Origin of the sequence: Vibrio ouci, assembly GCF_004551525.1 — a bacterium.
GTDB lineage: Bacteria > Pseudomonadota > Gammaproteobacteria > Enterobacterales > Vibrionaceae > Vibrio > Vibrio ouci.
This window is the reverse complement of the sequence record NZ_SATR01000037.1, coordinates 20,412-46,476: the sequence shown is the minus strand read 5'-3', so window position 1 is coordinate 46,476 and position 26,065 is coordinate 20,412. Positions and strand designations below refer to the sequence as shown.

At 45.4% G+C, this 26,065-nt stretch carries 20 protein-coding genes; 7 read left to right on the top strand and 13 right to left on the bottom strand.

Features of this window, described 5'->3' with window-relative positions; translation table 11 throughout:
- Window positions 1-189: 189 nt before the first annotated feature.
- The 4 genes from galM to galE all read right to left on the bottom strand — a co-directional run bounded on the left by galM (window position 190) and on the right by galE (window position 4,679).
- Window positions 190-1,248, bottom strand: a complete 1,059-nt coding sequence (gene galM / locus ELS82_RS19175) for a galactose-1-epimerase (protein ID WP_134836909.1) — start codon at window positions 1,246-1,248, stop codon at window positions 190-192.
- Between the two features lie 8 nt (window positions 1,249-1,256).
- A complete protein-coding gene (gene galK / locus ELS82_RS19170) occupies window positions 1,257-2,411 on the bottom strand; it encodes a galactokinase (RefSeq protein WP_134836908.1) in 1,155 nt (384 codons plus the stop codon).
- Window positions 2,412-2,447: 36 nt separating this feature from the next.
- On the bottom strand, window positions 2,448-3,500 hold the full coding sequence (locus ELS82_RS19165; RefSeq protein ID WP_134836907.1) for a UDP-glucose--hexose-1-phosphate uridylyltransferase: 1,053 nt from the start codon (window positions 3,498-3,500) through the stop codon (window positions 2,448-2,450).
- Window positions 3,501-3,668: 168 nt separating this feature from the next.
- Window positions 3,669-4,679, bottom strand: coding sequence for a UDP-glucose 4-epimerase GalE (gene galE / locus ELS82_RS19160; protein ID WP_134836906.1), 1,011 nt, complete (start codon window positions 4,677-4,679; stop codon window positions 3,669-3,671).
- A 375-nt stretch (window positions 4,680-5,054) separates the two neighbouring features.
- Here galE and ebgR point away from each other — a divergent pair, with 375 nt between their 5' ends.
- The 4 genes from ebgR to ELS82_RS19140 all read left to right on the top strand — a co-directional run bounded on the left by ebgR (window position 5,055) and on the right by ELS82_RS19140 (window position 11,496).
- A complete protein-coding gene (ebgR, locus tag ELS82_RS19155; RefSeq protein ID WP_053440660.1) occupies window positions 5,055-6,041 on the top strand; it encodes a transcriptional regulator EbgR in 987 nt (328 codons plus the stop codon).
- A gap of 291 nt (window positions 6,042-6,332) precedes the next feature.
- Entirely contained in the window at window positions 6,333-9,422 is a 3,090-nt protein-coding gene (gene ebgA, locus ELS82_RS19150; protein ID WP_134836905.1) for a beta-galactosidase subunit alpha, read from the top strand.
- Window positions 9,423-9,425: 3 nt separating this feature from the next.
- Window positions 9,426-9,878: a beta-galactosidase subunit beta gene (locus ELS82_RS19145; protein WP_134836904.1), complete on the top strand. Its 453-nt coding sequence runs from the start codon at window positions 9,426-9,428 to the stop codon at window positions 9,876-9,878.
- Between the two features lie 193 nt (window positions 9,879-10,071).
- Window positions 10,072-11,496 carry an amino acid permease gene (locus ELS82_RS19140; RefSeq protein WP_134836903.1) on the top strand — a complete coding sequence of 475 codons (1,425 nt, stop codon included), beginning with the start codon at window positions 10,072-10,074 and terminating at the stop codon, window positions 11,494-11,496.
- Window positions 11,497-11,651: 155 nt separating this feature from the next.
- Here ELS82_RS19140 and ELS82_RS19135 read toward each other — a convergent pair whose 3' ends face one another.
- Complete coding sequence (locus tag ELS82_RS19135) at window positions 11,652-12,203, bottom strand: scabin-related ADP-ribosyltransferase (protein ID WP_134836902.1); 552 nt, start codon at window positions 12,201-12,203, stop codon at window positions 11,652-11,654.
- A gap of 414 nt (window positions 12,204-12,617) precedes the next feature.
- Between ELS82_RS19135 and ygjJ the strand changes: the two genes are divergently transcribed.
- Together ygjJ and ygjK are read left to right on the top strand one after the other, a co-directional pair.
- Window positions 12,618-13,673 carry a protein YgjJ gene (gene ygjJ, locus ELS82_RS19130; protein ID WP_134836901.1) on the top strand — a complete coding sequence of 352 codons (1,056 nt, stop codon included), beginning with the start codon at window positions 12,618-12,620 and terminating at the stop codon, window positions 13,671-13,673.
- Window positions 13,674-13,689: 16 nt separating this feature from the next.
- Window positions 13,690-16,068: an alpha-glucosidase gene (gene ygjK / locus ELS82_RS19125; protein ID WP_134836900.1), complete on the top strand. Its 2,379-nt coding sequence runs from the start codon at window positions 13,690-13,692 to the stop codon at window positions 16,066-16,068.
- Window positions 16,069-16,152: 84 nt separating this feature from the next.
- Here the strand turns inward: ygjK and ELS82_RS19120 are convergent, their stop codons facing one another.
- Window positions 16,153-17,064 (bottom strand): LysR family transcriptional regulator, encoded by a 912-nt coding sequence (locus ELS82_RS19120; protein WP_134836899.1) that lies wholly within the window; start codon window positions 17,062-17,064, stop codon window positions 16,153-16,155.
- 107 nt (window positions 17,065-17,171) lie between these two features.
- Here ELS82_RS19120 and chrA point away from each other — a divergent pair, with 107 nt between their 5' ends.
- Window positions 17,172-18,317, top strand: a complete 1,146-nt coding sequence (gene chrA / locus ELS82_RS19115; protein WP_134836898.1) for a chromate efflux transporter — start codon at window positions 17,172-17,174, stop codon at window positions 18,315-18,317.
- A 54-nt stretch (window positions 18,318-18,371) separates the two neighbouring features.
- Here chrA and ELS82_RS19110 read toward each other — a convergent pair whose 3' ends face one another.
- The 7 genes from ELS82_RS19110 to ELS82_RS19080 form a co-directional block, all read right to left on the bottom strand.
- Window positions 18,372-19,379 (bottom strand): tetratricopeptide repeat protein, encoded by a 1,008-nt coding sequence (locus ELS82_RS19110; protein ID WP_134836897.1) that lies wholly within the window; start codon window positions 19,377-19,379, stop codon window positions 18,372-18,374.
- 9 nt (window positions 19,380-19,388) lie between these two features.
- Window positions 19,389-20,333, bottom strand: a complete 945-nt coding sequence (locus ELS82_RS19105; RefSeq protein ID WP_134836896.1) for a type II secretion system F family protein — start codon at window positions 20,331-20,333, stop codon at window positions 19,389-19,391.
- Between the two features lies 1 nt (window position 20,334).
- A complete protein-coding gene (locus ELS82_RS19100; protein WP_134836895.1) occupies window positions 20,335-21,303 on the bottom strand; it encodes a type II secretion system F family protein in 969 nt (322 codons plus the stop codon).
- An 11-nt stretch (window positions 21,304-21,314) separates the two neighbouring features.
- Window positions 21,315-22,796 carry a TadA family conjugal transfer-associated ATPase gene (locus ELS82_RS19095; protein ID WP_134836894.1) on the bottom strand — a complete coding sequence of 494 codons (1,482 nt, stop codon included), beginning with the start codon at window positions 22,794-22,796 and terminating at the stop codon, window positions 21,315-21,317.
- Window positions 22,797-22,823: 27 nt separating this feature from the next.
- Window positions 22,824-24,047, bottom strand: a complete 1,224-nt coding sequence (locus tag ELS82_RS19090; RefSeq protein ID WP_134836893.1) for a nucleotide-binding protein — start codon at window positions 24,045-24,047, stop codon at window positions 22,824-22,826.
- 268 nt (window positions 24,048-24,315) lie between these two features.
- The gene (locus tag ELS82_RS19085) at window positions 24,316-24,582 is read right to left on the bottom strand and encodes a hypothetical protein (RefSeq protein ID WP_134836892.1); all 267 of its coding nucleotides are present in this window, start codon (window positions 24,580-24,582) and stop codon (window positions 24,316-24,318) included.
- 8 nt (window positions 24,583-24,590) lie between these two features.
- Entirely contained in the window at window positions 24,591-26,057 is a 1,467-nt protein-coding gene (locus ELS82_RS19080) for a type II and III secretion system protein family protein (RefSeq protein WP_134836891.1), read from the bottom strand.
- Window positions 26,058-26,065: the final 8 nt, after the last annotated feature.

The following is a 26,065-nucleotide window of genomic DNA, read 5'->3' as shown; positions in this document are numbered from 1 at the left end:
CAAGCTCAAGCAAATGCGAGAAAGCGTCAGCCATTTCATTTTACCAGACAAAAGAAAGGACCGAACGTTTCCACGTTCAGTCCTCTTTGTTCCGGCCAAATATCCGTTTAGGTATAAGCGTTAGCGCTTATCCGAATGGCATTAAGTCACTAGACTGGCGTTATTGTCATAAAAACAGATTCGTCCGCGTTAAAAACCAAATTGATAAGTGGTTTTATAGCGATACTCTTCGCCCGGAAGCAGAATACAGCTTGGCTGCTGCCACTCAGGGTGGTTAGGCGAGTCAGGCAAAAACTGAGTCTCTAACGCCAGCCCTGAATAGTCTGCGTACTCTTGCCCATCTCTCGCAGGCGTTCCTGCCAACCAGTTACCTGTGTAGAGCTGCATTGCAGGCTTATCGGTCACCACTGACAAGCTTACTTGCTGATCTTGACTAACCAGAGTGGCAACCGGGCTTTGAGTGTCACGATTAGGGTCAAACCAGTAGCTGTGATCATAGCCTTTCGCTGGTTGCTGTTGTGCATCTAACAAAAGGTCTTGGCTAACACTCTTAGCATGTCGAAAATCGAAACCAGTTCCTTGTACCGTCTCTAACTCACCAAGAGGAATGCCGACCTCACTGGTTGGCAAGTAATAATCAGCCTTGATAGTCAGTTGGTGATTAAGCGCATCTAGCTCACCACCCGCACCGTTAAGATTAAAATAGGCGTGGTTAGTTAAGTTCACTGGCGTGGCTTGATCGGCATGAGCGATATATTCAATATCGAACTTTCCATCATCGTTTAGCTGATAACGAACTGAGACCTCTAAGTTGCCAGGGAAACCTTGTTCACCATCATCCGAGTGCCAACTAAACACCACGCTGCTGGTACTTTGTTCGACGATGTTCCAACGCAATTTATCAAACCCTGAAACACCACCATGCAAGCAGTTACCCGCTTGGTTGGTCACTAATTGATAGTCACGGCCATTGATATGGAAACGACCATTGGCAATACGGTTTGCATAACGACCAACTGTTACCCCCATGTAACTTTGTTGGCACTCGAAGTCAGACATGGACCCTACACCCAATACAACTTCACGATGCTCCCCGCATGCCAAGGGTAGCCGACAACTGAGCCATGTAGCCCCGATGTCCATCAACACAATGCTAACCCCCGATGCATTGGTCAATTCCACAAGCTGAGCAGGCTTACCATCGTAGGCAGGCTGCTCAGTCATTGTTTGAAAAAGAGGATGAGTCATTGTGTTCATTACTCCACAATACCTGCGCCATCTTTTGCTTGGCAGACGTAAATAGACTCTTTCAGCCCCGTCGCTGCTTGATACTTTTCTTCGACAGCAGCTTTCACCTTCTCGACCAGCGCTGGCGGCATCACAGAAACAATACAGCCACCAAAACCGCCGCCAGTCATACGTACGCCGCCTTGTTCGCCGATTACCTCTTTGACGATATCTACTAGGGTATCAATCTCAGGCACGGTGATTTCAAAGTCATCGCGCATTGAAGCATGAGACTGCGCCATCAATTCACCCATACGCTGCATATCATGCTTGCGCAGTGCCTCTGCCGCTTCTACGGTGCGATCATTTTCGGTGATAACGTGACGAGCTCGTTTAGCGACCATCGCATCTAACTCATCAACTTTATTATTGAACTGCTCAATAGTGACATCACGCAATGCTTTTACACCAAAGATGCGAGCCGCTTCTTCACATTGCTCACGGCGAGTGTTGTATTCGCTGTCAACCAAACCACGTTTCTTGTTTGAGTTGATGATAACAACGGCCATATCCTCAGGCATGGATACAGCTGTCGTTTCCAAACTGCGGCAATCTAACAGCATCGCATGATTCTCTTGGCCTTCCGCTGAAATCATTTGGTCCATGATTCCACAATTACAGCCAACAAATTCATTTTCAGCTTGCTGACCATTCAATGCGATCTCGGCTTGGCTGATTTCTAGATTGAACAGCACTTTAAAGGTTTGACCAATCACGACTTCAAGGGCTGCCGACGAGCTTAAACCAGCACCTTGAGGGACATTACCGCTGACTGCAATATCGGCACCACTGAACTGATAGCCGCGGGCAAGAAGGCACTTAACGACACCGCGAATGTAGTTCGCCCACATTTTGTCTTGCTGGAAGGTGATTTCTTCAGTGATGTCGAACTGATTAGTTTCATTGCCGTAATCTACCGACACAACACGCACGATATTGTCATCGCGTTTAGTCGCAGCCACCACCGTTTGATAGTTAATGGCACATGGTAGGACAAAACCATCGTTGTAATCGGTGTGCTCACCAATCAGGTTAACCCGACCAGGCGCTTGAATAATGTGGCTCGGCGCGTAGCCCAGCACCTGTGCAAAAGAAGTTTTCACGTTTTGGATTAGATCAGACATAGGTAATTCTCAGCTTCAATTTTTATATGACAGAGGTTATTGTTCTTTGTAATGCACATCGCTTACATCACGCAGACGCTGCGCTGCTTGTTCTGCAGTTAGGTCGCGCTGTGTCTCTGCGAGCATTTCATAACCAACCATAAACTTACGTACCGTCGCACTGCGCAGTAGTGGTGGATAGAACACCGCATGCAGTTGCCAATGCTCGACGCTTTCTCCTTCAGCAAAGAACGGCGCATAATGCCACCCCATGCAGTATGGGAAAGAGCACTGGAATAGATTGTCATAGCGGCTAGTCAACTTTTTGATCGCAACAGCAAGGTCATCACGTTGCTCACCCGTCAGTTCACTCATCCGGCGAATGTGCGTTTTTGGTAACAGCATGGTTTCGAATGGCCACGCCGCCCAGTAAGGAACCACCGCAAGCCAGTGTTCTGTTTCTACCACTGTGCGCGAGCCGTCTTTGACTTCAGCTTGCACATAATCCACCAGCAGGTTGCGGCCATGTTCTTGGTAATACGCTCGTTGGTGATGATCTTTGCGCTCAATTTCATTCGGTAAGAAGCTGTTAGCCCAGATTTGACCGTGTGGGTGGGGTTGAGAGCATCCCATGGTTTCGCCTTTGTTCTCAAACGCTTGAACCCAGACATAGTCTTTACCTAACTCTTCGATTTGCTCGTTCCAGGTATCGATCACGCCACGGATTTGATCAACAGGTAACTCCGGTAAGGTCTTACTGTGATCCGGAGAAAAACAAATCACTCGGCTCAAGCCTCTTGCACCTTTAGATTGGAAAAGAGGGCTATCAGATTTTGGCGCATCAGGAGTGTCCGCCATTAGCGCCGCAAAATCATTTTTGAATACGTATGTCCCTTGGTAATCAGGATTTACATCACCAGAAATACGCTCATTGGTTGGGCAAAGGAAACACTTCTCATCATAGCTTGGCAGCTCATCAATCGCTGGTTTCTCATCAGCACCGCTCCATGGACGCTTTGCGCGGTGAGGGGATACCAAAATCCATTGACCTGTTAATGGGTTATAGCGACGGTGTGGGTGATCTACTGGGTTAAATTCAACATTCGACATCTTAGTTACTCAACTTTTTGCTTTGGCGTGTACACCAAAATTCATCAATCTGCTTCAAGAGATTCCCTACTCCGCTCGTCCCTCGCTCTAGGGAATGACAACGTATGAATTGCACTCAGCGTTGTCACTCCAGAGCCAAGTTACGAGATATCTGGAATCTCAAATTCATTAGTATCCGTGCGGGTTATTTGACTGCCACTTCCAAGTATCAGCTGTCATTTCCGCGACGCTGCGAGTGGCTTTCCAACCGAGTTCTCGCTCCGCTTTATCAGTGCTTGCCCAGCACTCAGCAATGTCACCTGGGCGACGCGGGCACATTTCGTAGGCAATAGGTGCACCGCAAGCTTTACCAAAGGCATCGACCATTTCTAAAACACTTGAGCCTTTGCCTGTGCCTAAGTTGTATATGTGCAGGCCGGCCTTTTCACCCACCGCCTTAAGCGCCGCAATATGCCCGTCGGCAAGATCCATTACGTGGATATAATCACGAACTCCGGTTCCATCTGGGGTTGGGTAGTCATTGCCAAATACGGATAGAGACTCTCGGCGCCCGACCGCAACTTGAGCAATAAATGGCATCAGGTTATTTGGAATGCCTTGAGGGTCTTCGCCCATGGTGCCCGATGGGTGTGCCCCAACCGGATTGAAGTAACGCAGTAAGGTAATGCTCCAATCGCTTTCTGCGTTGAACAGATCGCTCAAGCACTCTTCTACCATGTACTTGCTGCGTCCATATGGGTTGGTTGTTTGGCCCGTAGGTGAATCTTCAGTAATCGGCACCACTTCTGGGTCACCATACACAGTCGCAGAAGAGCTAAATACAATACTTTTTACCCCTGCTTTACGCATCGAACGCGCTAACACTAGGGTACCGTTAACATTGTTATCGTAATATTCGAGCGGTTTGGCGACCGATTCCCCCACCGCTTTTAATCCAGCAAAATGAATGACCGCTTTAATGTCGTGCTGATTGAACCCCCCATCTAAGAAGGCTTCGTCACGAATATCGCCTAAGTAAAATTGCGGTTTTGTCCCGGTTAGCGCTTCGATACGATCCAATACCGCGTCTTTTGCATTACATAAGTTATCGATGATGATCGGCTCCATCCCCGCCTCGATCATCTGCACGCAGGTATGACTGCCGATGTATCCCATTCCGCCTGTAACAAGAACTTTCACGTTTCGCACTCCTACTCAATAAGCATTTTTACGATCATTTCAGTGCCGCATATTCACGCCACACTCTTCAATGACAAAAAGTCTATCAGTCAACACAGGGAAAGATCCGTGATCAATTTCTCGTTATGTAAACGTTTCCACAAAATTCTCACATTGAGGCGACCAAAAGCCCTGAAATGATTTCTGTTTAGTAAAACCACCTTTACCACACTCAAAAAGCTTATAATTTCGCCAATAAAAGCGCATTTGCGAGGGAAAACGGTTCCTTGAAAAGGATTTTTACTAAAAATTGGTGATTACTGCGTTGGATTGATTACAATGAAAGGCAATAAAATAATGCCCAGTTTTAGAGCACGTATAGGGATATAAGAATTAATGGCAACACTTAAAGATATTGCAGGTGAGGCAGGCGTCTCTTTAGCGACGGTATCACGAGTACTGAACGACGACCCTACTCTCAGTGTAAAAGAAGAGACAAAGCACCGAATCCTAGAGATTGCCGAAAAGCTCGAATACAAAACCAGCAGCTCAAAAAAAGCCATCTTAGCGCGTAAACAGAATCACCACTTCTTAGCACTGTACAACTATAAGCAAGAAGCCGAAGTTAACGACCCCTACTACTTATCGATTCGTCACGGCATTGAAACTCAGTGTGACAAACTAGGTATTGAACTGACCAACTGCTATGACAACGATATTCAGTTGGGTGACAGTAAGATCTCTGGTGTGCTCTTGGTTGGTCGCAGTAACTCTAAAACATTAGCGGACGTTAAAAAGCTGACCGATAACATTTGCTATGTCGACTTCAGTGACAATGACTCCATCTACGATTCGGTCGATATTGACCTATCTCGTATCAGCAAAGAAATCACTGACTTCTTCATCGAACAAGGCTATCAACGTATCGGCTTTATTGGTGGTCAAGATGTAGCAAACACGCCTGACATTCGTGAAGTTGCCTTTGCTGAGTATGGCCAGCTCAAGGGTGTCGTGTCACTGGATGATATCTATCGCGGTGAATTTACTAGCTCATCAGGCTATAAACTCGCTAAAGAAATGCTCGCTAAACCTGACTACCCAAGCGCACTCTTTATCGCCTCTGATTCGATTGCCATCGGTGTACTCAGAGCAATTCACGAGCATGGTTTGAATATCCCGCAAGATATCTCGCTGATTAGTGTCAATGATATTCCGACCGCTAAGTTTACCTTCCCGTCTCTATCTACGGTGCGTATCCACTCTGAAATGATGGGTGTTCAAGGGGTAAACTTATTGGTCGAAAAGTCGCGTGACGGAAGAGCGCTGCCGCTACAAGTTTACGTACCAAGTAAATTAAAGTTGCGTGATACAACCAAACACTAAAAAAACTGACCCAATTAATAATATAAGGCACTGATTATAGTGCCTTTTTATTTATCTGCTTATATTTCCCCTTAGATAAATCACGCTCTCCCTCTCCTTTTACTGCTCACTAATCACTCTTTTAATTAGATCACACCTTTCACGCTTAGGCGGTCTCAAAGCGTGATCCAGTTAAAGTAAAACGTTTTCACCAATTTTATTTAGTAAAACTTTTACTAATATATTTTCCAGATGCTCATAGAGCTGCATTTTGATTAGAACGTCGGCATCGCTAGCCGAGGGAGAATAAACGTGAACAACTGGGAAAACTTCCTTCATCTACATGAGAATCGTATGGCACCACGTGCTTACTTCTTCTCATACGACTCAGTTAAGACTGCCCAAACATTCCAGCGTGAGCTAAGTAGCCACTTTATGCTGTTGAGCGGCCAATGGAACTTCAACTTCTTCACTAACCCAATGTTGGTTCCTGAAGAGTTTTACTCACAAAAAATGGATCAGTGGGGACAAATTACCGTTCCTAATATGTGGCAAATGGAAGGCCACGGCGACCTTCAATACACAGACGAAGGTTTCCCATTCCCAATTGACGTCCCTTTCGTCCCGTCAGATAACCCAACTGGTGCTTATCAACGTTCTTTCACTCTGGGTGAAAACTGGAACAACAAGCAAACTATCATCAAGTTCGACGGTGTAGAGACTTACTTTGAAGTGTATGTAAACGGTGAGTATGTTGGTTTCAGCAAAGGCAGCCGCCTAACCGCAGAGTTCGATATCTCTGAGCATGTACAACAAGGTGACAACCTGCTTTCTGTGCGCGTGATGCAGTGGGCTGACTCGACGTACATTGAAGACCAAGATATGTGGTGGACTGCGGGTATCTTCCGTGATGTTTACCTTGTTGGTAAAGAGCAAGTTCACGTCCAAGATCTGACTGTTCGCACTGATTTCGCCGACGATTACCTTGCAGCGACCCTTTCTTGCCAAGTAGAACTTGAAAACTTAACCACCTTACAAGCTTCCGGCTATGCCCTTGATTACGCCCTAATGGATAAAGGTCAGGTTGTTGCACAAGGCTCATGTAGCAACCTGACTATCGACGACAAAGCGCAGACTCGCTTTGAGATTGAAATGGACAACCCTACTCACTGGACGGCTGAAAATCCATACCTTTACCAACTGGTTGTAACCTTAAAAGACAACCTAGGTAAAACCCTTGAAGTTATCCCGCAACGCGTTGGTTTCCGCGACATTAAAGTGCGTGACGGACTGTTCTACATCAACAACCAATACGTGATGCTTCACGGGGTAAACCGCCACGATAACGATCATCTAAAAGGTCGCGCGGTTGGCATGGATCGCGTTGAAAAAGATATCGTGCTGATGAAACAACACAACATCAACTCAGTACGTACTGCGCACTACCCTAATGATCCTCGCTTCTACGAACTGTGTGACATTTACGGCCTGTTTGTGATGGCGGAAACGGACGTTGAAACCCATGGTTTTGCGAACGTTGGCGATCTAAGCCGCATCACTAACGATGCAGCGTGGGAAGCCGTCTTCGTCGAGCGCGCCGAGCGTCACGTTCATGCGCAGAAAAACCACCCTTCGATCATCATGTGGTCTTTAGGTAACGAGTCTGGCTACGGCTGTAATATTCGCTCTATGTACGATGCGACTAAAGCAATCGACGATACGCGCCTAGTGCACTACGAAGAAGATCGTGATGCCGAAGTGGTGGATGTGATTTCAACCATGTACTCACGTGCTCAGCTGATGAACTACTTCGGTGAGTTCCCACATGAAAAGCCGCGCATCATCTGTGAATACGCTCATGCAATGGGTAATGGTCCAGGTGGTTTAACCGAATACCAGAACGTGTTCTACAAGCATGACCATATTCAAGGTCACTACGTTTGGGAATGGTGTGACCATGGCATTCTTGCTCGTGATGAGAAAGGCGAAACCTTCTACAAATACGGTGGTGACTACGGCGACTATCCAAACAACTACAACTTCTGTATGGATGGTTTAGTCTACCCAGATCAAACTCCGGGCCCAGGCCTGAAAGAGTACAAGCAAGTGATTGCACCGGTGAAAATCCGCGCGATTGATGAGCAAGCGGGTAAGTTCATCGTTGAGAACAAGCTATGGTTTACCAATCTCAATGATTACACCATCACTGCTGATATTCGCGCTGAAGGTGAAACGCTGCGCACAGTTCAGTTCAAAGTGGAAGAACTTGCGGCTAACTCAGAGCGTGAAATTGAAATCGCGATTCCTGAGCTTGATGAGCGTGAAGTTTTCATCAACTTCACAGTACGCAAAGACTCACGCACGCTATACAGCGCAGCGAACCACGACATTGCAATCTACCAATACCAACTAAAAGAGAACACAGCGAGAGAGGCTGCATTTAGCAACCACAACGCTACACCACTTAACGTAGAAGAGAGCCGCCTAGATTACCGAATCTTAGGTAACAACTTCGCGCTTAACTTCTCGAAGGTAAACGGCAAGCTGACCTCTTGGATTGTGAATGGTGAAGAGCTGATTAAGTCTCAGCCTAAGCTGAACTTCTTCAAACCGATGATCGACAACCACAAGCAAGAGCATGAAGGCCTGTGGGAACCTGCCCACCTACAAATCATGCAAGAGCATTTCCGCACACTAAATGTTGAGCAAGTGGATGGCAAAGTAGAAATCACGACCACCAGCATTATTGCTCCACCAGTATTTGATTTCGGCATGCGCTGTGAATACCGCTACCAAATTAATGCTGAAGGGCAACTTAATGTTGAACTTAGCGGTGAGCGTTACGGTGACTACCCTCATGTCATTCCAGTGATTGGTTTAGACCTTGGCATCAATGGTGACTTCGACCAAGTGAAATACTATGGCCGCGGCCCTGGGGAGAACTACCAAGACAGCAAACAAGCCAACATGATTGATGTTTACCAAAGCACCGTTGCTGACATGTTTGAGAACTACCCGTTCCCACAAAACAACGGTAACCGCCAACATGTTCTCTGGGCCGCACTGACGAATCGCAATGGCACAGGTTTATTGGTTAAACCTCAGCAAGAAATTAACTTCAGCGCTTGGTTCTACACCAACCAAAACCTACACCAAGCGCAGCATACGATTGAGCTAGAAAAGAGTGGCTACATCACGCTCAACCTCGATCACAAATTGATGGGTCTAGGTTCTAACTCTTGGGGTAGCGAAGTGCTTGATTCATACCGCGTCTACATGGACGAATTCCGCTACGGACTGACCCTAATGCCACTTCAAGCGGGTGACTGCAGTGCGCAAATGATGGCGCAACACCGCTTCGAACAAGGTTTCTTTACTTCAACTACAGCAAATGAGGCTTAACCCATGATCGTGTTAGAGAGCTTAGAGCAATTCAAAGTGGTTTACCGCGATGGTCGTAAATGGAACCGCTGTGTGGAAGCAATCGACAACATCGCCAACATTAAAGATGGCGTAATGCATTCGATTGGAGACTCATTGGTATACATGATTGAAGACGGCACTGCTCGCAATACCGAAACCTTTGAAGGTAACCGCCGCTACTTCGATGTGCATTACTACCTGGAAGGTCGCGAAACCGTCGAGTTTGCTGACAAATCTCAACTAGAGCTTGTCGATGCCTATAGCGATGAAACCGACCGAGAATACTTAACCGGTAACGGTGAAATGCGTGAACTGCATGAAGGCCAAGTGGCGATTTTCGACAACAGCAAAGCTTACCGTTTCCATGGTGATAACCGTGTACGCAAAGTCGTTCTGAAAGTCACTATCGAAGACGGTTACTTCCTAAATAAATAAACACAACACACTGGGTCAGTATCACTGGCCCAGCCAATAACTACTACAACCGGAGGCATCAAGGTCACAAAAGCATTCATGGGCACTGGATTCTATCGCGACTTCGCATACTATGCGCGCAGGATGACAGAACGCTCAATAGCACTGTGACTTGATGTTCGAAGGGAATTGACGTGATTCATCGGAGGACACTATGTCTGAATCTATGCGCGGTAAGTTAGGCAAATTCGCCCTACTTTCCATGACATTTGCAGCGGTATTCAACGTTCGCAACATTGTAAACAACAACATCGAACTGGGTTTAAGCTCGGCACCTATCTTTTTGCTTGCAACCCTTGTCTACTTCATCCCGTTCGTCTTTATCATTGCTGAATTTGTTTCAGCAAACAAAAACTCAGAGTCAGGCATGTATGACTGGCTGAAAAAGCCACTTGGATCTAAAGCCGCTTACCTTGGCTCATTCCTCTACTGGTTCGTAAACCTGTTCTGGTTCGTATCACTACTACCTAACGTGATTGCTTACGCATCATACGCAATGCTGGGCTACGAGTACGCGTTCTCACCTATGGTAACGTCGGCAATCTCTATCGCTCTGTTTGCGGCGGCAACACACATCTCAACCAAGGGCGCATCTTGGTTAGGTAAGATCTCTGAAATCGTTGCTTACGGCGTATTTGCCCTATTTGCTATCTACGTTATTGGTGCACTAATGGCATTGGGCGGTAACCATGAGCCAGTACAGCCAATCACACTTGAAGCGATGACACCAACCATCAACTGGGCAACGCTAGGTATCATGTGTTGGATCTTCCAAGCGGCGGGCGGTGCCGAAACTGCAGCGGCTTACCTAAATGACGTAAAAGGTGGTCACAAGTCATTCATCAAAGTGATCATCGTAGCTGGTGTTGTTATCGGTGCAATGTACGCGGTTGGCTCACTGCTTGTGAACGTATTCGTTGCTCGTGAAGACCTAACGTACGCAGGCGGTATGGTTGAAATCTTTACGGGTATGGCGCAGTACTTCAACATCTCTGAATCACTGGTTGGCCGCTTCGTTGGTATCGTTCTATTCGTTGCGATGTTCGGCTCAATGATGATGTGGACAGCAGCACCAGTAAAAATCCACTTCTCTGAAATTCCAAAAGGCGTATACGGCGAGAAAACAACTGAGCTTAATGAACACGGCGTTCCTGTCCGCGCAGCATGGTGGCAATTCGCGTTCGTATTCGTGATGCTTATCGTCAACGGTTTCGGTTCAGAATCAGTTCAAGACATGATGAACACAGCAATCAACCTGACTGCGGGTACCGCAATGTTGCCACCAATCTTCATCATGGTTGCGTACTTTATCTTCCGTCTGAAACATGATGAGACACCACGTGACTTCCGTATGGGCACACGTAAACAAGGCATGGGTGTGGTATCAGTCCTAATCACTATCTTCGTCGTCAGTATGACAGCATCAGCATTCCCATCAGGTGTCGACCTAGTTAGAGCCTTCTTCATCAACGTGTTTATGACTGCCGTATTCTCTGGCCTAGCTTGGTGGTGGATCTCTCGCTTTGAGAAGAAACAGGCAAGCAAAGAAGTTAAGTTACAGGCAGCTAAACAAGCTTAGGAGCTGTTGACCTAGCAACTCGCTTGTAAACCATTAATAAAACAAAAAGCCCTTACCATTTTGGTAAGGGCTTTTTAATGTCACGTTAAGCACGATACTAACTCATAGACAAGCGAGTCGCTGTTTCATCCGCAATGGCTTCGACAAGCTTGGTTCTAGATAATGTTCCATCCAATTAACTTGTCTTCATTCGGCGCGCCTTTTTTAAAATCATATTGGGACATGAAAACACTACCAGACATGACCTCAACAACCGCTTCCTGAGGGATCCCATTCTGCTTTGCCCACTCTCGCTGAGTTCGATAAGGTCGCTGGATTCTCGCGCGATCAAAGACATCATTAACGTCAAAAAAATCGCTAGCTCTCATTCCACCAAGACTGGTATCTATCTTGTATAAGTTCGTGTTTAGCACTTGTTGAGCAAAAACAGGATCGAGAGTACTCAGCATCCCATAGCTTCCTGTTGATACAAACTGGCTATGTTCCTTCACATTCATTCCTGGATTTGGGCGGTGAGCTGCAAAGGAATTCTTAACATGCTCGATCACCGACACATCACCGTTATGATTCCAAGGCTGAAAACCTGTTCGTTTGATCTCCTCAGGAGTACGTCTATCCCATCGATATACGTAGCGAGGTAGCGACTTGCCTCTGGCCTTACGCGCGACTATCCGTTTTATTCGGCCAAAATCATCTGTAAATAGCATTTTTTCCCCGTAAATAACTAAGCAAATTTTTGGATATTATTGATTTTTATTATATTTCGGCATCTTAACCTTTATTTTATAAATTCCATAGTCTTCAGTGGTGCTAAATATGACCTCGTTGACTTTTTCGACTATCCATATTCTCTGTGTCACTTAACGCTAATTAACAAATCGAAGACCAATCATTCCTGCAAGGCATCTCACTAATCTCGTTCCAACCTAAAACAAACCGAGAGGTAAAATTTTACTAAACGAAGATCACAAGTTAACTAGCAAGAGATTATAAATACGCCAGTATGGCGATAAAATAGCGCTATCTAGTCGATAAAGCTGATCATTAGCCAATAGAGCACACCCCAACAGAATCAGACAGATCGCCTAGGATTATTCATCCATACTTAAGAAGTGATTGAAATGAGATTACATTTTACTAAAACTCTTTTATCGGGGTTAATTTTTGCTGCTATTAACGTCCATGCTGCGCAAACTGAAGCGAACCATAGCGAGACACAAACTCCCAAGTCAGATACTGAACTCAGTGTCGATTTTTATGGAGAACTTGGAGTTGGTGGCCACGTTGCCTTAGAAGGCGATAACAAAGGCCGCTACTCTGATGGTACTTACATTGAAGGTGGTCTTGCCCTTCAATATGGCAATTGGTTTGGCCTTGCCTACATGGAAGGTTGGACGGTACAAGCCGATGATGAAGGTAACGCATGGGCGACTGGCCACGGCTGGGGCGGCTTTGAAGGTGGCTTCAACCGTTTTTACGCAGGTTATCGCACTGATGGTAATACTGAATTTATGCTCGGCCGCATGGACTCATCTTTGGATGATATTCAATGGTGGGGTGACTCAACCGTTGAATACGGCTATGTGATTTCCAATACGCGCGATGTGTTCTTTGGTGCGAAGATCCAAAATCTAGAAGGTAAATTCCGCTACAGCATTTCAGCTGCGCCAGAATCTGATTTCTCAGAAGATGACTCTTGGGTCAATTTCGGTAAATACGATCGCTTTGCTGATCAATGGATCGACAAAAACGCCATGGTTAATGGCTATGTCCAATATGACATCGCAGAAGACCTGACTCTAATGGGTGGCGCTGAAGTACGTAACAATGATGGCGGCGAATTGTTCCTCATTGGTGCGGAATACAAAAATGTCGCGGCTCGCGTGTGGCACGACACCGATAAAGGCAACCAAGTTTCTGATGGCAGTGAATCAGGCTTTATGACCAGTACATGGTATGAAGCGGCTCCTGGCGTCTACCTATCTGCAGCCTACAACTACGCCAACTTCCAATCTGACAAAGCTGAAGACGAAATCACCTCTTACATCAACGCTGGTGTTTGGTGGGAATACGGCAACGGCACTTGGGCAACCGCCTTTGACAGCCGCTTCGCGGTCGGTGACGACAACGTGACTGGCGATGCACAAGTTTTCGCAATGCAATACTACTACTGGTAAACCGAGGATTAACCACATGACTTTACGTAAAACGCTTATCGCTTTAGCCGTTAGCTCTGTCGCTACTTTTTCTGGTTATAGCGTTGCAGCTTCTGCTGACACACCACTACAAGCGGATCAATTTAAAAATGTGATTGATCGTACCGGCTCTCCAGAGTACATGCGTGACTATGATTTCGATGATCACCAACGTTTTAATCCTTTCTTTGATAAAGGCGCATGGCACGGTCACTTACTACCAGATTCTGACGAAGGTATGGGTGGCTTCCCAGGTACCGCACTACTGACTGAAGAATACATCAACTTTATGGCTAACAACTTTGACCGCCTGAGTGTGTTTAAAGATGGCAAGAAAGTCGAATTTACTATGGAAGCGTACAGCCTTCCGGGCGCGTTGGTGCAAAAGCTCACTTCAGATGATGTGACGGTTGAGATGACGCTTCGTTTTGCTACCAATCGTACCTCACTCCTAGAAACCAAGATAAGCTCAGATAGCCCTGCTGAGCTGGTTTGGGACGGTGAACTGCTTGAGAAATACCACGCTAAAGAAGGCAAGCCTCAATCAGACAAGACCATTGATGAAAAGTACCCAGAGTACAATCGAACTCTGCAAACAACAGATAATTGCCTAACGGTCACCTTTGGTAAGGTCCGTTCAACTTGGGATCTACTGACCTCTGGAGAGTCTGAGTATCAAATCCACAAATCAATCAAAGCAGAGACTAAGGTTGATGGTCACCGCTTTGTCTCAAAGGCCAAGGTAGACGGATCTACGACTATCTACACCACTTATAGCCATGTTCTAACTGCTGAAGAGAACAAAGCAGAACAAGGCAAGATCAGCGACATTCTAGCCAATCCACAAACGTATCTAAATGCCTCACAACAGCGCTGGGAAAACTACCTAGAAAAAGGTCTAACCAACCCGCACGCAACACCAGAGCAAGAGCGTGTTGCGGTAAAATCGATGGAAACATTAAATGGTAACTGGCGCGGCGTAGCTGGTGCGATGAAGTTTGACTCAGTGACGCCTTCAGTGACGGCGCGTTGGTTCTCTGGTAACCAAACTTGGCCATGGGATACATGGAAACAAGCCTACGCGATGGCGCACTTTAACCCTGATGTCGCCAAAGACAATATTCGCGCTATGTTTGCTTACCAGATCCAAGCCGATGATGCCGTGCGCCCTTGGGATGAAGGCTATGTGCCAGACCTGCTCGCGTACAACCTTAGCCCTGAACGCGGTGGTGACGGTGGTAACTGGAATGAACGTAACACCAAGCCAAGTCTGGCCGCTTGGGCGGTAATGGAAGTCTACAAGACCACAGGTGATAAAGCGTGGATTGAAGAGATGTATCCAAAGCTAGTCGCTTACCACAACTGGTGGCTACGTAATCGCGACAACAATGGCAATGGCGTTCCAGAGTACGGCGCAGCGGTTGATAAAGCCCACAACACACCTGAAGGTGAGATGTACTTTACCGTGGTCCGTGGCGACAAACATGAGACAGTGATCGGTAAGAAAGCACTGGCTAAAGTGATGGAAGAAGGCAACTACGACTACATCGAAAGCCCAGCACAGACTGCTGCCTCTTGGGAGTCAGGACGTGATGATGCCGCTGTATTTGGCTTTATCGACAAAGATCAGCTCGATGCTTATGTTGCTAAAGGTGGCAAACGCAGTGACTGGGATGTTGAGTTCGCGCAAAACCGTTCTGAAGACGGCACACTGCTAGGTTACTCGCTCCTGCAAGAATCCGTTGACCAAGCAAGCTACATGTACAGCGACAACCAGTACCTTGCTCAAATGGCAGAAATGCTAGGTAAAAAGGATGAAGCTAAAGCGTTCCACGAAAAAGCCGATCACTTAGCGAACTACATCAACACCTGTATGTTCGATGAAAGTACCGGTTTTTTCTATGATATCCGTATTGAAGATAAACCACTGGCAAACGGCTGTGCAGGTAAACCGATTGTAGAGCGTGGTATGGGCCCTGAAGGCTGGTCACCGCTGTTCAATGGTGCTGCAACTCAAGAGCACGCAGATTCGGTGGTAAAAGTGATGAAAGACACCAAGCAATTCAACACTCATGTACCACTCGGCACAGCAGCGCTGTCCAACCCGGCATTTGGCCCAGATATTTACTGGCGTGGACGCGTATGGGTGGATCAGTTCTACTTTGGCCTAAAAGGAATGGACCGTTACGGATATCGTGAAGATGCAGTTGAGATGGCAACCGCCTTCTTTAGCAACGCAGATGGCCTAGTACAAGATGGCCCAATTCGTGAGAACTACAACCCACTGACTGGCGCTCAGCAAGGTGCGCCAAACTTCTCATGGAGTGCGGCTCACCTGTACATGCTGTACAACGACTTCTTTACTGATGGTAAGTAAACGTCAGCTTTAATCATTAAACCTTAATAAACTTAAAGGGTATCAAGTCGAACTTGGTACCCTTTTTTCATTTGTAATGACGGCTTATTGCCGAACAGTGTCACTCACGACACTGCGGATCCAACGATTTTTTTCCTCATGCTGACTCGCCTTTAGATAGAGCAGACGAATATCAAAATCAGGAATTTCAACCGGTGACTCCAGCGCTTTTAGATCATGAGTATACGCTTCCATTTCTGCAAAACGCTTAGGGACAATACACACTAACTGGCGACCCAATAACAAACGGCGAATAGTCAGGAAATTGCGTGATGCTACCCCTACCCTGCGCTCATAGCCTAACTTCGCCAATCGCTTATCGACTTGAGTTTGCAAACTGCCATCAGGGCTAACCAATGCATGTTCCAGCGCAACAAAAGATTCTATGCTCATCGGCTCTGAAACTTTAACGGCAGAGGGATCAAACAAACACAAATGTTGCTCGGTATATAAGTGCTCCGATAAGAAACGGCGATTTAAGTTTTCAATACTGCCAATCATCACATCCAGCGACTCACTTTCTGCAATCTCAACGTAATTGCTTCGGTTAACGTTGTAAAAACTCACCTGACAATTTGGCGATTCCCGCTTGATGGCATCGTATAGCAATGGGGCGAACAGCTGCTCAGCATAATCCGTCAACCCTATACGCCAAACACCCGCATAACTGCTAGGAGTAAAATGCTTTTTAACCAATAGATCGTTTTTAATGTTCGCTAATAACTGGTCAATCACAGGTGCAATATCTTGGGAATGCTGAGTGGGCTCCATTTTGCTTCCTACTCGCTCAAACAGCGGGTCATCAAACAAAGTTCGCATTCGTTGTAAGGTGTGACTCATCGCCGACTGGCTGACAAAACAACGCTCCGCCGCCAAACTAACACTGCTCGACTGATACAAGGCTTGAAAAGCCACCAGCAGATTGAGGTCGACACCTTTCCAATTAAACTCTTTCATCGAAGTCATCCCATATGATTCATAATGATCATTAAAACTATCAATTTGAGTCATTTTAGTTGATTCATTACATTATGGGCAGTATTTGTTATTCGAGTAACGTGACCATGTTGTCCATTTTTAAAACCTTTTTCTTATTAGGCTGGATAAGCTTTGGCGGTCCTGCAGCGCACATTGGCTACTTTCGCAATACCTTTGTTGAGAAACTTAAGTGGTTAGAAGATAAAGAGTACGCGCAAATTGTCGCGTTGAGTCAATTCTTACCAGGCCCAGGTTCAAGCCAAGTTGGCTTTGCTTTGGGCTACAAACGCGGTGGGTTACCTGGTGCCTGTATAGCCTTTATTGGCTTTACCTTACCATCTGTACTGATCATGCTAGCTCTGGCAATACTGAGTAGCCAACTGACTGAAACCACATTGTTTCAAAACATTGTCCACGGGTTAAAGCTGCTGGCAGTCGTCGTCGTCGCTGATGCAGCATGGGGAATGTACAAGAATTTCTGTAAAGAGAAGCTTTCGGTTAGCTTGTGTCTTATTACTGCCATAGCGCTACTTGTTGTGCCAAGCATTAGCACGCAAATAGTCGTATTACTCTTTGCTGCCCTAGTAGGGACGAAATTCCTTGGCAATCAAGAGCAAAACTACTCAGGCAAGTTTGAACCTTCGATTTTACCATTGGCTATGTTTGCTTTGCTGATAATTGGCCTACCTTTTGTTGCAACAACTTTGTCAGTGTTGGGGCTGTTTAACGACTTTTTCCAAGCAGGCAGCTTAGTGTTTGGCGGCGGCCATGTTGTCCTTCCATTGCTACAAAACATTGTCGGTGACCAACTAAGCCAAGATGCCTTCTTAACTGGCTACGCAGCTGCTCAAGCCGTTCCTGGCCCAATGTTCACTTTTGCTACCTATATTGGTTACGAGCTCATGCCTCAGTCACCGATTGTTGGTGCTCTTGTTGCGACAATTGCGGTGTTTTTACCCGGCTTTTTACTGCTATTGGGTGTACTAAAAAACTGGCAATCACTGGCTAAGAACCCAAAAGTGTCTGGAGCGGTAAATGGCGTTAATGCAGCCGTTGTCGGCCTGTTAGTTGCCGCACTCTACCAACCTGTCTTTACCAGTGCTGTAGTCAACGCGTGGGATATTTCCTTTGTACTGATTGGTTTTTATCTACTCAAACAATTAAAACTACCAATCGTGTGGATGGTGGCTTTCTATATCGCCGCGGGAATTGTCGGCGGTTACCTCGCTTAACGCTAGCAAGGCTTTAAATATAAAAAAAGGGAGAACTCAGTTCTCCCTTTTTTATCATTGCTTGTCGGAGGCTTCACCTTCTCTGACTAAGGCTAAAGCTCGCTCTAAGTTCTCATTCGCGACCTTGTAGTAAGTACTCTTAGTATCAATCGCTTGTTGTAAATAAGGAATCGCCTGATCCGGCTTACCTTGTAAGATCAGAAAATAACCAACATTGTTGAGCGCTTCTGGTTTATCCATATGACGAGAGAAAACATTAATCGCCCTAGTGATTTCCCCTTTGGCTAAATAGATCAAAGCAAGATTATTCAGTGCCTTATCATCACCGGGATCTTTATCTAATGCTTCTAGGGTAAATCTTTGCGCCTTGCGGTAGTCGCCAGACATATAAAACGAATAACCGACATTGGTTAATGTTTTCGCTGAGTTAGGCTCAATACTAAGTGCCTGCTTATAGAACGCCTGAGCCAGTGAGTGATCTTTTTCCAGATCAGCAATGACCCCTAGTCCCATATAAGCAAACTCAGGGGATTTAGCATCACTTTTTAACTCAGCGACTTCTTTGGAAGATTGAAGATCTTTGCTGACCAAGGTTTCACTGTTACCAAATCGAATTTGATCGGCATTTATCGCTTTCAAAAAGTAACTCTTACCCTGATTAATATCACCGCTCTTACTGTAAATAGAGCCTAGTTGCTCCAACACTTGAACATTATTAGGGTTCTCTTCCAGTGCTAATGAGTATGCTTTATCCGCTAAAGGTAGATTGCCACGAGACTGGTGGATGCGGCCAATGTTATACAAAGAGCGATCTCTAAACTGACCATTTTCAAATGAAAGCGAGCGAATGTATTCATATAAGGCTAAATCGACATTACCGGCACTGAGCGCGGTATCACCCCGCATTATCGCTTCTTTCTCTGTTTTAGGCGGTTCTTCAGACGATAAGGTATCAATTGGCTTACCATCATATAAGGAGGTATCAAGACTTGGTTCTTGCGATGCGCACGCAACTAATAACAACGTACTGAGAGTAACGGTGACAACTTTTAATCCTTTCATAACCTGTCCTTAATTTCCCATAGTCGAGGTGAATAGCAACATTGAGGGCCCAATCGCAACGATAAAGAAACAAGGCCAAATGAAAATCAACAGTGGGAAGATCATTTTAGTAGGAATCTTCGCTGCAATTTCTTCGATTTCTTGATTACGTTTATCACGGTAGTCTTCCGTATATTCACGCAGAGTCTGAGACAAACTACCACCAATTCGTGATGCGTGAGCTAGCATAGTCACTAAGCCTGCAATTTCCGTAAGACCTGTTCGCTTAACGAGATCATTAAAAGCATCCGACATCTCGACACCAGCGTTAATTTTGACACACACCGTGTCCAGCTCATCGGCAAAATCCGGATGGGAGATTGTTAACTCATCCGCAACCCTTCTAAGTGCCGCATTAAAACCCAGCCCCGATTCCGTACATACCACCAGCAAATCAAGAGCATCTGGAATACCACTGCGAATTCTTGACTGCCTTTTATCAACCATCATACTCAGGACAACATTTGGGCAATAAAGCCCGAAAGCGACACTGCCTATCATCGCAACATTACGCATTGACATCTCTGGGGCGAAAAAATAAATACCTGCCGTCATCAAGAAGCCAACCACCATTGAAATACCTTTCATAGCGTAGAAAAATGTTAATGCACTGGCATCATGGTAGCCAGCATGCATTAACTTCTCTCGAATACTCTCACTCTCCTTGGAGTTTGAAGATTTCATTGCTGGTGCTAACGATTCTAAAGATTTTTCTAATCGACTGCCTTTTTTAAGCGTGTCTGCACGAGTTGCATCTTTTAATCGAGCAAGGCGGCTTTTTAATGGTGATTTTGAACTCACAAGAAGCAGAGAAACGGTAAACATGAGTAGCACTGTCGCAACTAGAATTACGGCAAGAAAGAAAGTTTGTTCATCAATCTCGTAAGATGAGATTAGATCGAATATAGATTCCATATCACACCTCGAAATTAATGATTTTTCGTATCCATAGTGAGCCGATAAACAAACTCACCACACCACCACTCACAATTTTCATACCCCTAGGGTCAGTATAGAGTGGTTCCACATAACCCGGATTTATCACACTAAGAAAGATAAAAAGAACGAACGGAGACAGCACTAGTATCCACGCTGATAGACGACTCTCAGCAGAAAGCGTCTTTATCTTCCGTTGCAACTTAAAACGTGAACGCAATACTTTGGATACTTTCTCAAGGTTCTCAGAAAGATTACCCCCTGTCTCCTTTTGCAATATCACCGCACTGGAAAACGCGAGCATAGATACCGTAGGCGTACGTTCTGCCATCTGCATGATAGCCATGCGCATGTCATAGCCATAATTAAGCAAATTGAACATGTTCTTAAACTCGACACCGATTGGCGCAGGCATTTCTAAACCGACTTCATTAAACGCCTGTGTCACTGGCTGACCGGCTTGAAGCATACGGCGCATAATGTCCAATGCCTCGGGGAGCTGCTCCTCAAATGCAGCTAAGCGATCTGAGATTTTTTTACTTAACCAGAAATACAAGCAAACCCACACACCGACAATTGCTGCTAGGCCGACATAAATAGGCTGACCGATGAGCAATGCGGTTAAGAAACCACACAGCGACAAACTACTGGTCACAAGAAGAGTCTGGGTTAAGCTCCAGTCGTAACCGGAAAGCTCGATCAATTTCTTAAGTGATGAGAAGGCTGCAATTTTGACCAACCGTCTATCCCACGGTGTTAAGCTCTTCAAATAATGCTCTTGAAGCAAAGAGCGCGCTTCTTCATCCAGCTTAGATTGAGATTCTTTCAGTCGTTCAGAGAGTTCTTTATGCTTGGCCTTACTACCAGCCGCAGGAAGGATTAACGCCTGTGAAATAAACACTACGGCGAAAAAAAGTAAAACAAAAAAGAGCGTCGCATCCTGCTGCATAACTCCCTCCTTTATGAGATTGACTCATTAAAAATTTCAAATGGTAGATGAAGGCCTTTTTTCGACAATTGATCATGACACTGAGGCACCACACCCGTGGCGGTAAAGTAGCCCATCACGTTACCCTCTTCATCCATTCCCTTACGATGAAACTTGAATATCTCGGACATGGTAATAATTTCGCCTTCCATGCCGTTAATTTCGCAGATACTCACCATCCTCCGCTTACCATCTTCTTGACGTTCCATCTGAACAACTAAATGGATCGCAGAGGCAATCTGGGAGCGAAGGTTTTTCGCTGACATATTCCAGCCAGCCATCGCAAACATATTCTCTACCCTAGATAGAGCATCACGTGGGGTGTTGGCGTGAATGGTCGCTAACGAACCATCGTGACCAGTATTCATCGCGGCTAACATATCGACAGCCTCTGCACCACGCACCTCCCCTAGTACTATTCTGTCAGGGCGCATACGTAGTGAGTTTTTTACTAAGTCTCGCTGGGTTATCTCCCCTTTTCCCTCAAGGTTAGCAGGGCGAGTTTCCAATCGAACCACATGGGGTTGCTGGAGCTGGAGCTCTGCCGAGTCTTCAATAGTAACGATTCGATCGTCAGCTGGGATAAAGTTGGAAAAGATATTTAATGTGGTAGTTTTCCCTGAACCAGTACCACCTGAAATAAGGACATTCATCGCCCCATTAACCGCCGCTTCAACAAACTTTGCCATTTCAGGAGAGAGGGAGTTGAAGTTCAATAGGTTGTCCATATTGAGTTTTTCAACCGCAAAACGACGAATAGATACCGATGAACCATCAAGTGCAAGTGGAGGGATGATCGCATTGACACGAGAACCATCCGCCAAGCGCGCATCCACCATAGGTGAAGCTTCATCAACACGACGGCCAACTTGGCTAACGATGCGGTCAAGAATATTCCTTAAATGACGTTCATCAAGAAAGGTATATGGCGTCAGTTCAAGTTTACCTCTTCGCTCAACGAATACATGCTTAGGCCCATTCACCAAGATATCAGACACCGTCGCATCATTGAGTAGAGGCTCTAGTGGCCCCAAGCCAAACACTTCATCTTCGATTTGTTGAATAACGCGCTTACGCCCTTCTGCACTCAACGCATGAGTCTGGTCATCCGCCATCAATTGAACGATGGCATCATGGAGCTCTTTCTTAGCTCTTTCATTCTCTAAACTCGCCAAAAGACCCAAGTCCAACGTTTCAAGTAAGCGTTGGTGATAATAGTGTTTGACCGATAACTCTAGTTCTAATTGCTTTTTAGCTTCCTCTACAGCGTGACCTTTCGCCTCTGCTTCTAAGCGTTTACGCTCCTGAAAAGACTCTGCTGCCTCTTTCGGGGGAGTTGCGTCAGCAATAGATGCTTGCGCAGCGGATACAGCTTGCTGCTGTTTTTGTTCTTTTTCTGCTTCGGCAACTTTTTGCTGCAAATCTGGATTTATATTTTTCCTTTTGAAGAACATGAAAGCTCCCTCATTAATTCATATCCGCTACGAGAACATTCTTCTAAACCAACCTTTTTTCTCTTCGGGCTCAGGTAACAGAGAATTCGCCAATCTCTGCACTGATTTTGACATCGAACTACTTTTCTTCGCTTGAATAAATGGACGTCCTAAGTTGGCACTTTCTATTGCTACCTTGAATTCATTTGGTACGACATGAACTTTGAGGCTTCCCACTGTATCTTGAATATCTTTCAGCTTTATGGACTGACGTTTCTCATAACGATTGACGATCACTTCCATTTGATCTTTGGTAATACCGAACTCGAATGTCAGTGCTTTTAGTATTTGAGTGGTATTTTTAACAGCCACTAAGTTTTGTTGAGTCACTAAAAATATTTTCGTCGCAGGCGATATTACCGAACCAAACTGACGATCCAGACCACGTGATAAATCAATCACCACCAATGGATAACGTTCACGCAGCACTGGAATTAACTTATTCAGTTGATTTACTTTCTCAAAATTTTCGTGGCTGTTTTCTCTTTTAAATCCAAGGATATGTAAGCCTGAGTCGTGCTTAGTCACAAGACTACCTAGCGAAACTTCATCAAGATCAGCTACGTTCGCTATTGCATCTGCAATACCATAAGTACACTGGACATTAAGGTAGTCTTCGATTACTCCAAACTGCATATCAAGATCAACTAATAACACTTCATCGGGCTGTCTTTTCGCAAGCGTTATCGCTGTGTTCAAAGCAATCAGAGATGCCCCTGCTCCACCTTTCGTATTCATAAAGACAAGCAGCTCTCCCAAGTTACGGGTAGCCACTTTTTCTTCTGCTATATTGCGTAGCATCGGAATAAGCTCATCAAGAACTGCCTTATCCGATATGAAGTCCATCGCACCGATTCGCAGCGCAATTTTCAATGCACCATTATCATTTTCGTTACCAAAGACGATCAACGAGGCTTCGTGAGCAGACTCTTTAGACTCTGGCGCTTCATATTGCTGGAGCTCAACAATTTTCTGCGCCCAGTTAGGCCCGGTTTCGACAAAGATCAAATCAGGTGGTGAAAAATGGGCTAAATTGGCAACAACTAAACCATGAAATGAGATCATCTCAAAGTTCACACTCTGACACTTAGACAACTCGTGGCTAATGTGAAGGTGAAACGCATCAGATGAGTAAAAAACCCAAATAGTTAAATTGGTCTTTAATCTAATAGGACTATCTCCATTCGGTGTTAGCTTAACCGCCTCTCCCATATACTTTCTCCTAGCAATCCATGCTAATCGAGTTAAGGACACTTAGGTCTATAGTCTTTAACCAAGTTAATCCGGTTAAGACTTTGAAAAATGACCGACCACCTCATCAAGCCCTTCACATGCAATCACATGATTTATTCTATATTTTTCATTTTGATATTTTTAATTGTAGGAAATACCAAGCAATATGTCAGAATTACAAACCAGTAATTTGTCCGTTGGCGAATCAGCCCTTTAGATACAAGGGCTCATCCCTTTACCTTCAACATCATTGGCCAAATTGTTCCAATATTTGGCTATCTGTACCAGCCAGCTCTGAGTCTTTCTTACCTGTATAAGTTTGATAAACCCCTTCCATTCGCTCGCCGCTCCCGGTAGGAACTACGCCTAGATTTTCTATCGTAGCGTTAGGGTTATAAGTCTGCTCTGTTTGCAACTTAGCGACGTGAGCCCCTAGTTTTTCCGCATTATTGACACAGCCCACCAGCACAATAGATAAGGCGGAAAGTGCCATGATTCCGATCACTCTGTTCATGTTGCCTCCTACAAACTGTGTCCAAACGTACCTTCGGTACCACCTTTAGAATTATCCACGAACGAACCAACCTCTTGTTCAGATTTGTTCTGTCCGCTCGCTGGCGCAATATAAGCACCACGCCCCAATAGGTAGTATTCAAAATCATTTGGCTCCACAAATGATTCTGTTGGCAATGTAATTCGTCTTCTGTCGACTGGTTTCGCAAGCCTTGGAGTAACTAGAATAACCAGCTCCGTCTCACCGGAAATATACTCTTGGCTATTGAACATTTGCCCTAAGACAGGGATATCACTAAAGCCTGGCATTTCTTCGACTACATCTCGGACATTCTCACTAAGCAAACCTGCAATACCGATTGTTTGTCCATCGGCAAGTTCAAGTGTAGAAGAAGCACTACGGCGAGTAATTGGAGGGATCACATAAGTACCATTCGTACCACCAGGGCTTAGAGTTAGCGTTGTTGAGGTAGCTAGCTCACTGACATCAACGGCTAAATTTAAGTTAATCTTTTTATCCGACAGCACTGTAGGAATGAATTTCAAACCTACACCATATTCTTTGTATTCAATGGTGATACCGTCTTCATCCGGTACTGGAATAGGGAACTCACCACCGGCTAAAAACTCTGCTTTCGAACCACTTAACGCGGTCAAATTAGGTTCTGCGAGGACTTTGGCTGTACCATTTTGCTTAGCGATATCCAATGCAAACGTAAACAAAGTATTGCTATCAATGAAGGTTCCAAGTAATCCGGTGCTTTCAACCCCTGGGGCATTAAAAATTGGCCCGATGACGTTATTTACATCATCAATCACACCACCAGCAGAAGTCCCACCCCAACTGAATTCACCACCACTTGTTTGGAAAAAATGAAAATTAGCGTCAAACTTTCGTACTAACGTACGCTGCACTTCGGCTACCGTGACCTCAAGCATGACTTGCTGCGCGCCACCAATAGTTAGTAGGTTTATCACCCCAGTACTATTTACCTGTTTACTCAAAGAGGCATTTTCTTTATCCGCTTGCTGCCCAGCTGAATATGTTTCAGCAACTCGCAAAGCAATATTCATTACTGATTGAGAACTCACTTGGCCACTCAAAATTAAACGATTTTGAGCACTGTGAACCTTAATCTCTTCATCAGGAAGAAACTCATAAAGTTTAGCTTTAAGACTGTTTAGGTCATGAGTCACTTCAATGTTAATTGACTCGATCAATTGGCCCCGACTATCCCAAGCCATAAGGTTCGTTGAACCAAGTTTTTTACCAATCAAAAACACTTCATTCGACTTCAGCATAACAATGTCGAGTACATCAGGGTCACCTAATGACACTCGTTTCGCCTTACCCGCGAGTGTTACATGAGTCGATTTATGATGAGGAACGGTGACTATCTTGCCTGATTGTGTCGCCGCATAACTGATACCACTACTCAATAACAAAATGATCATTGCAGATATTATATTTCTCATAGCTCACC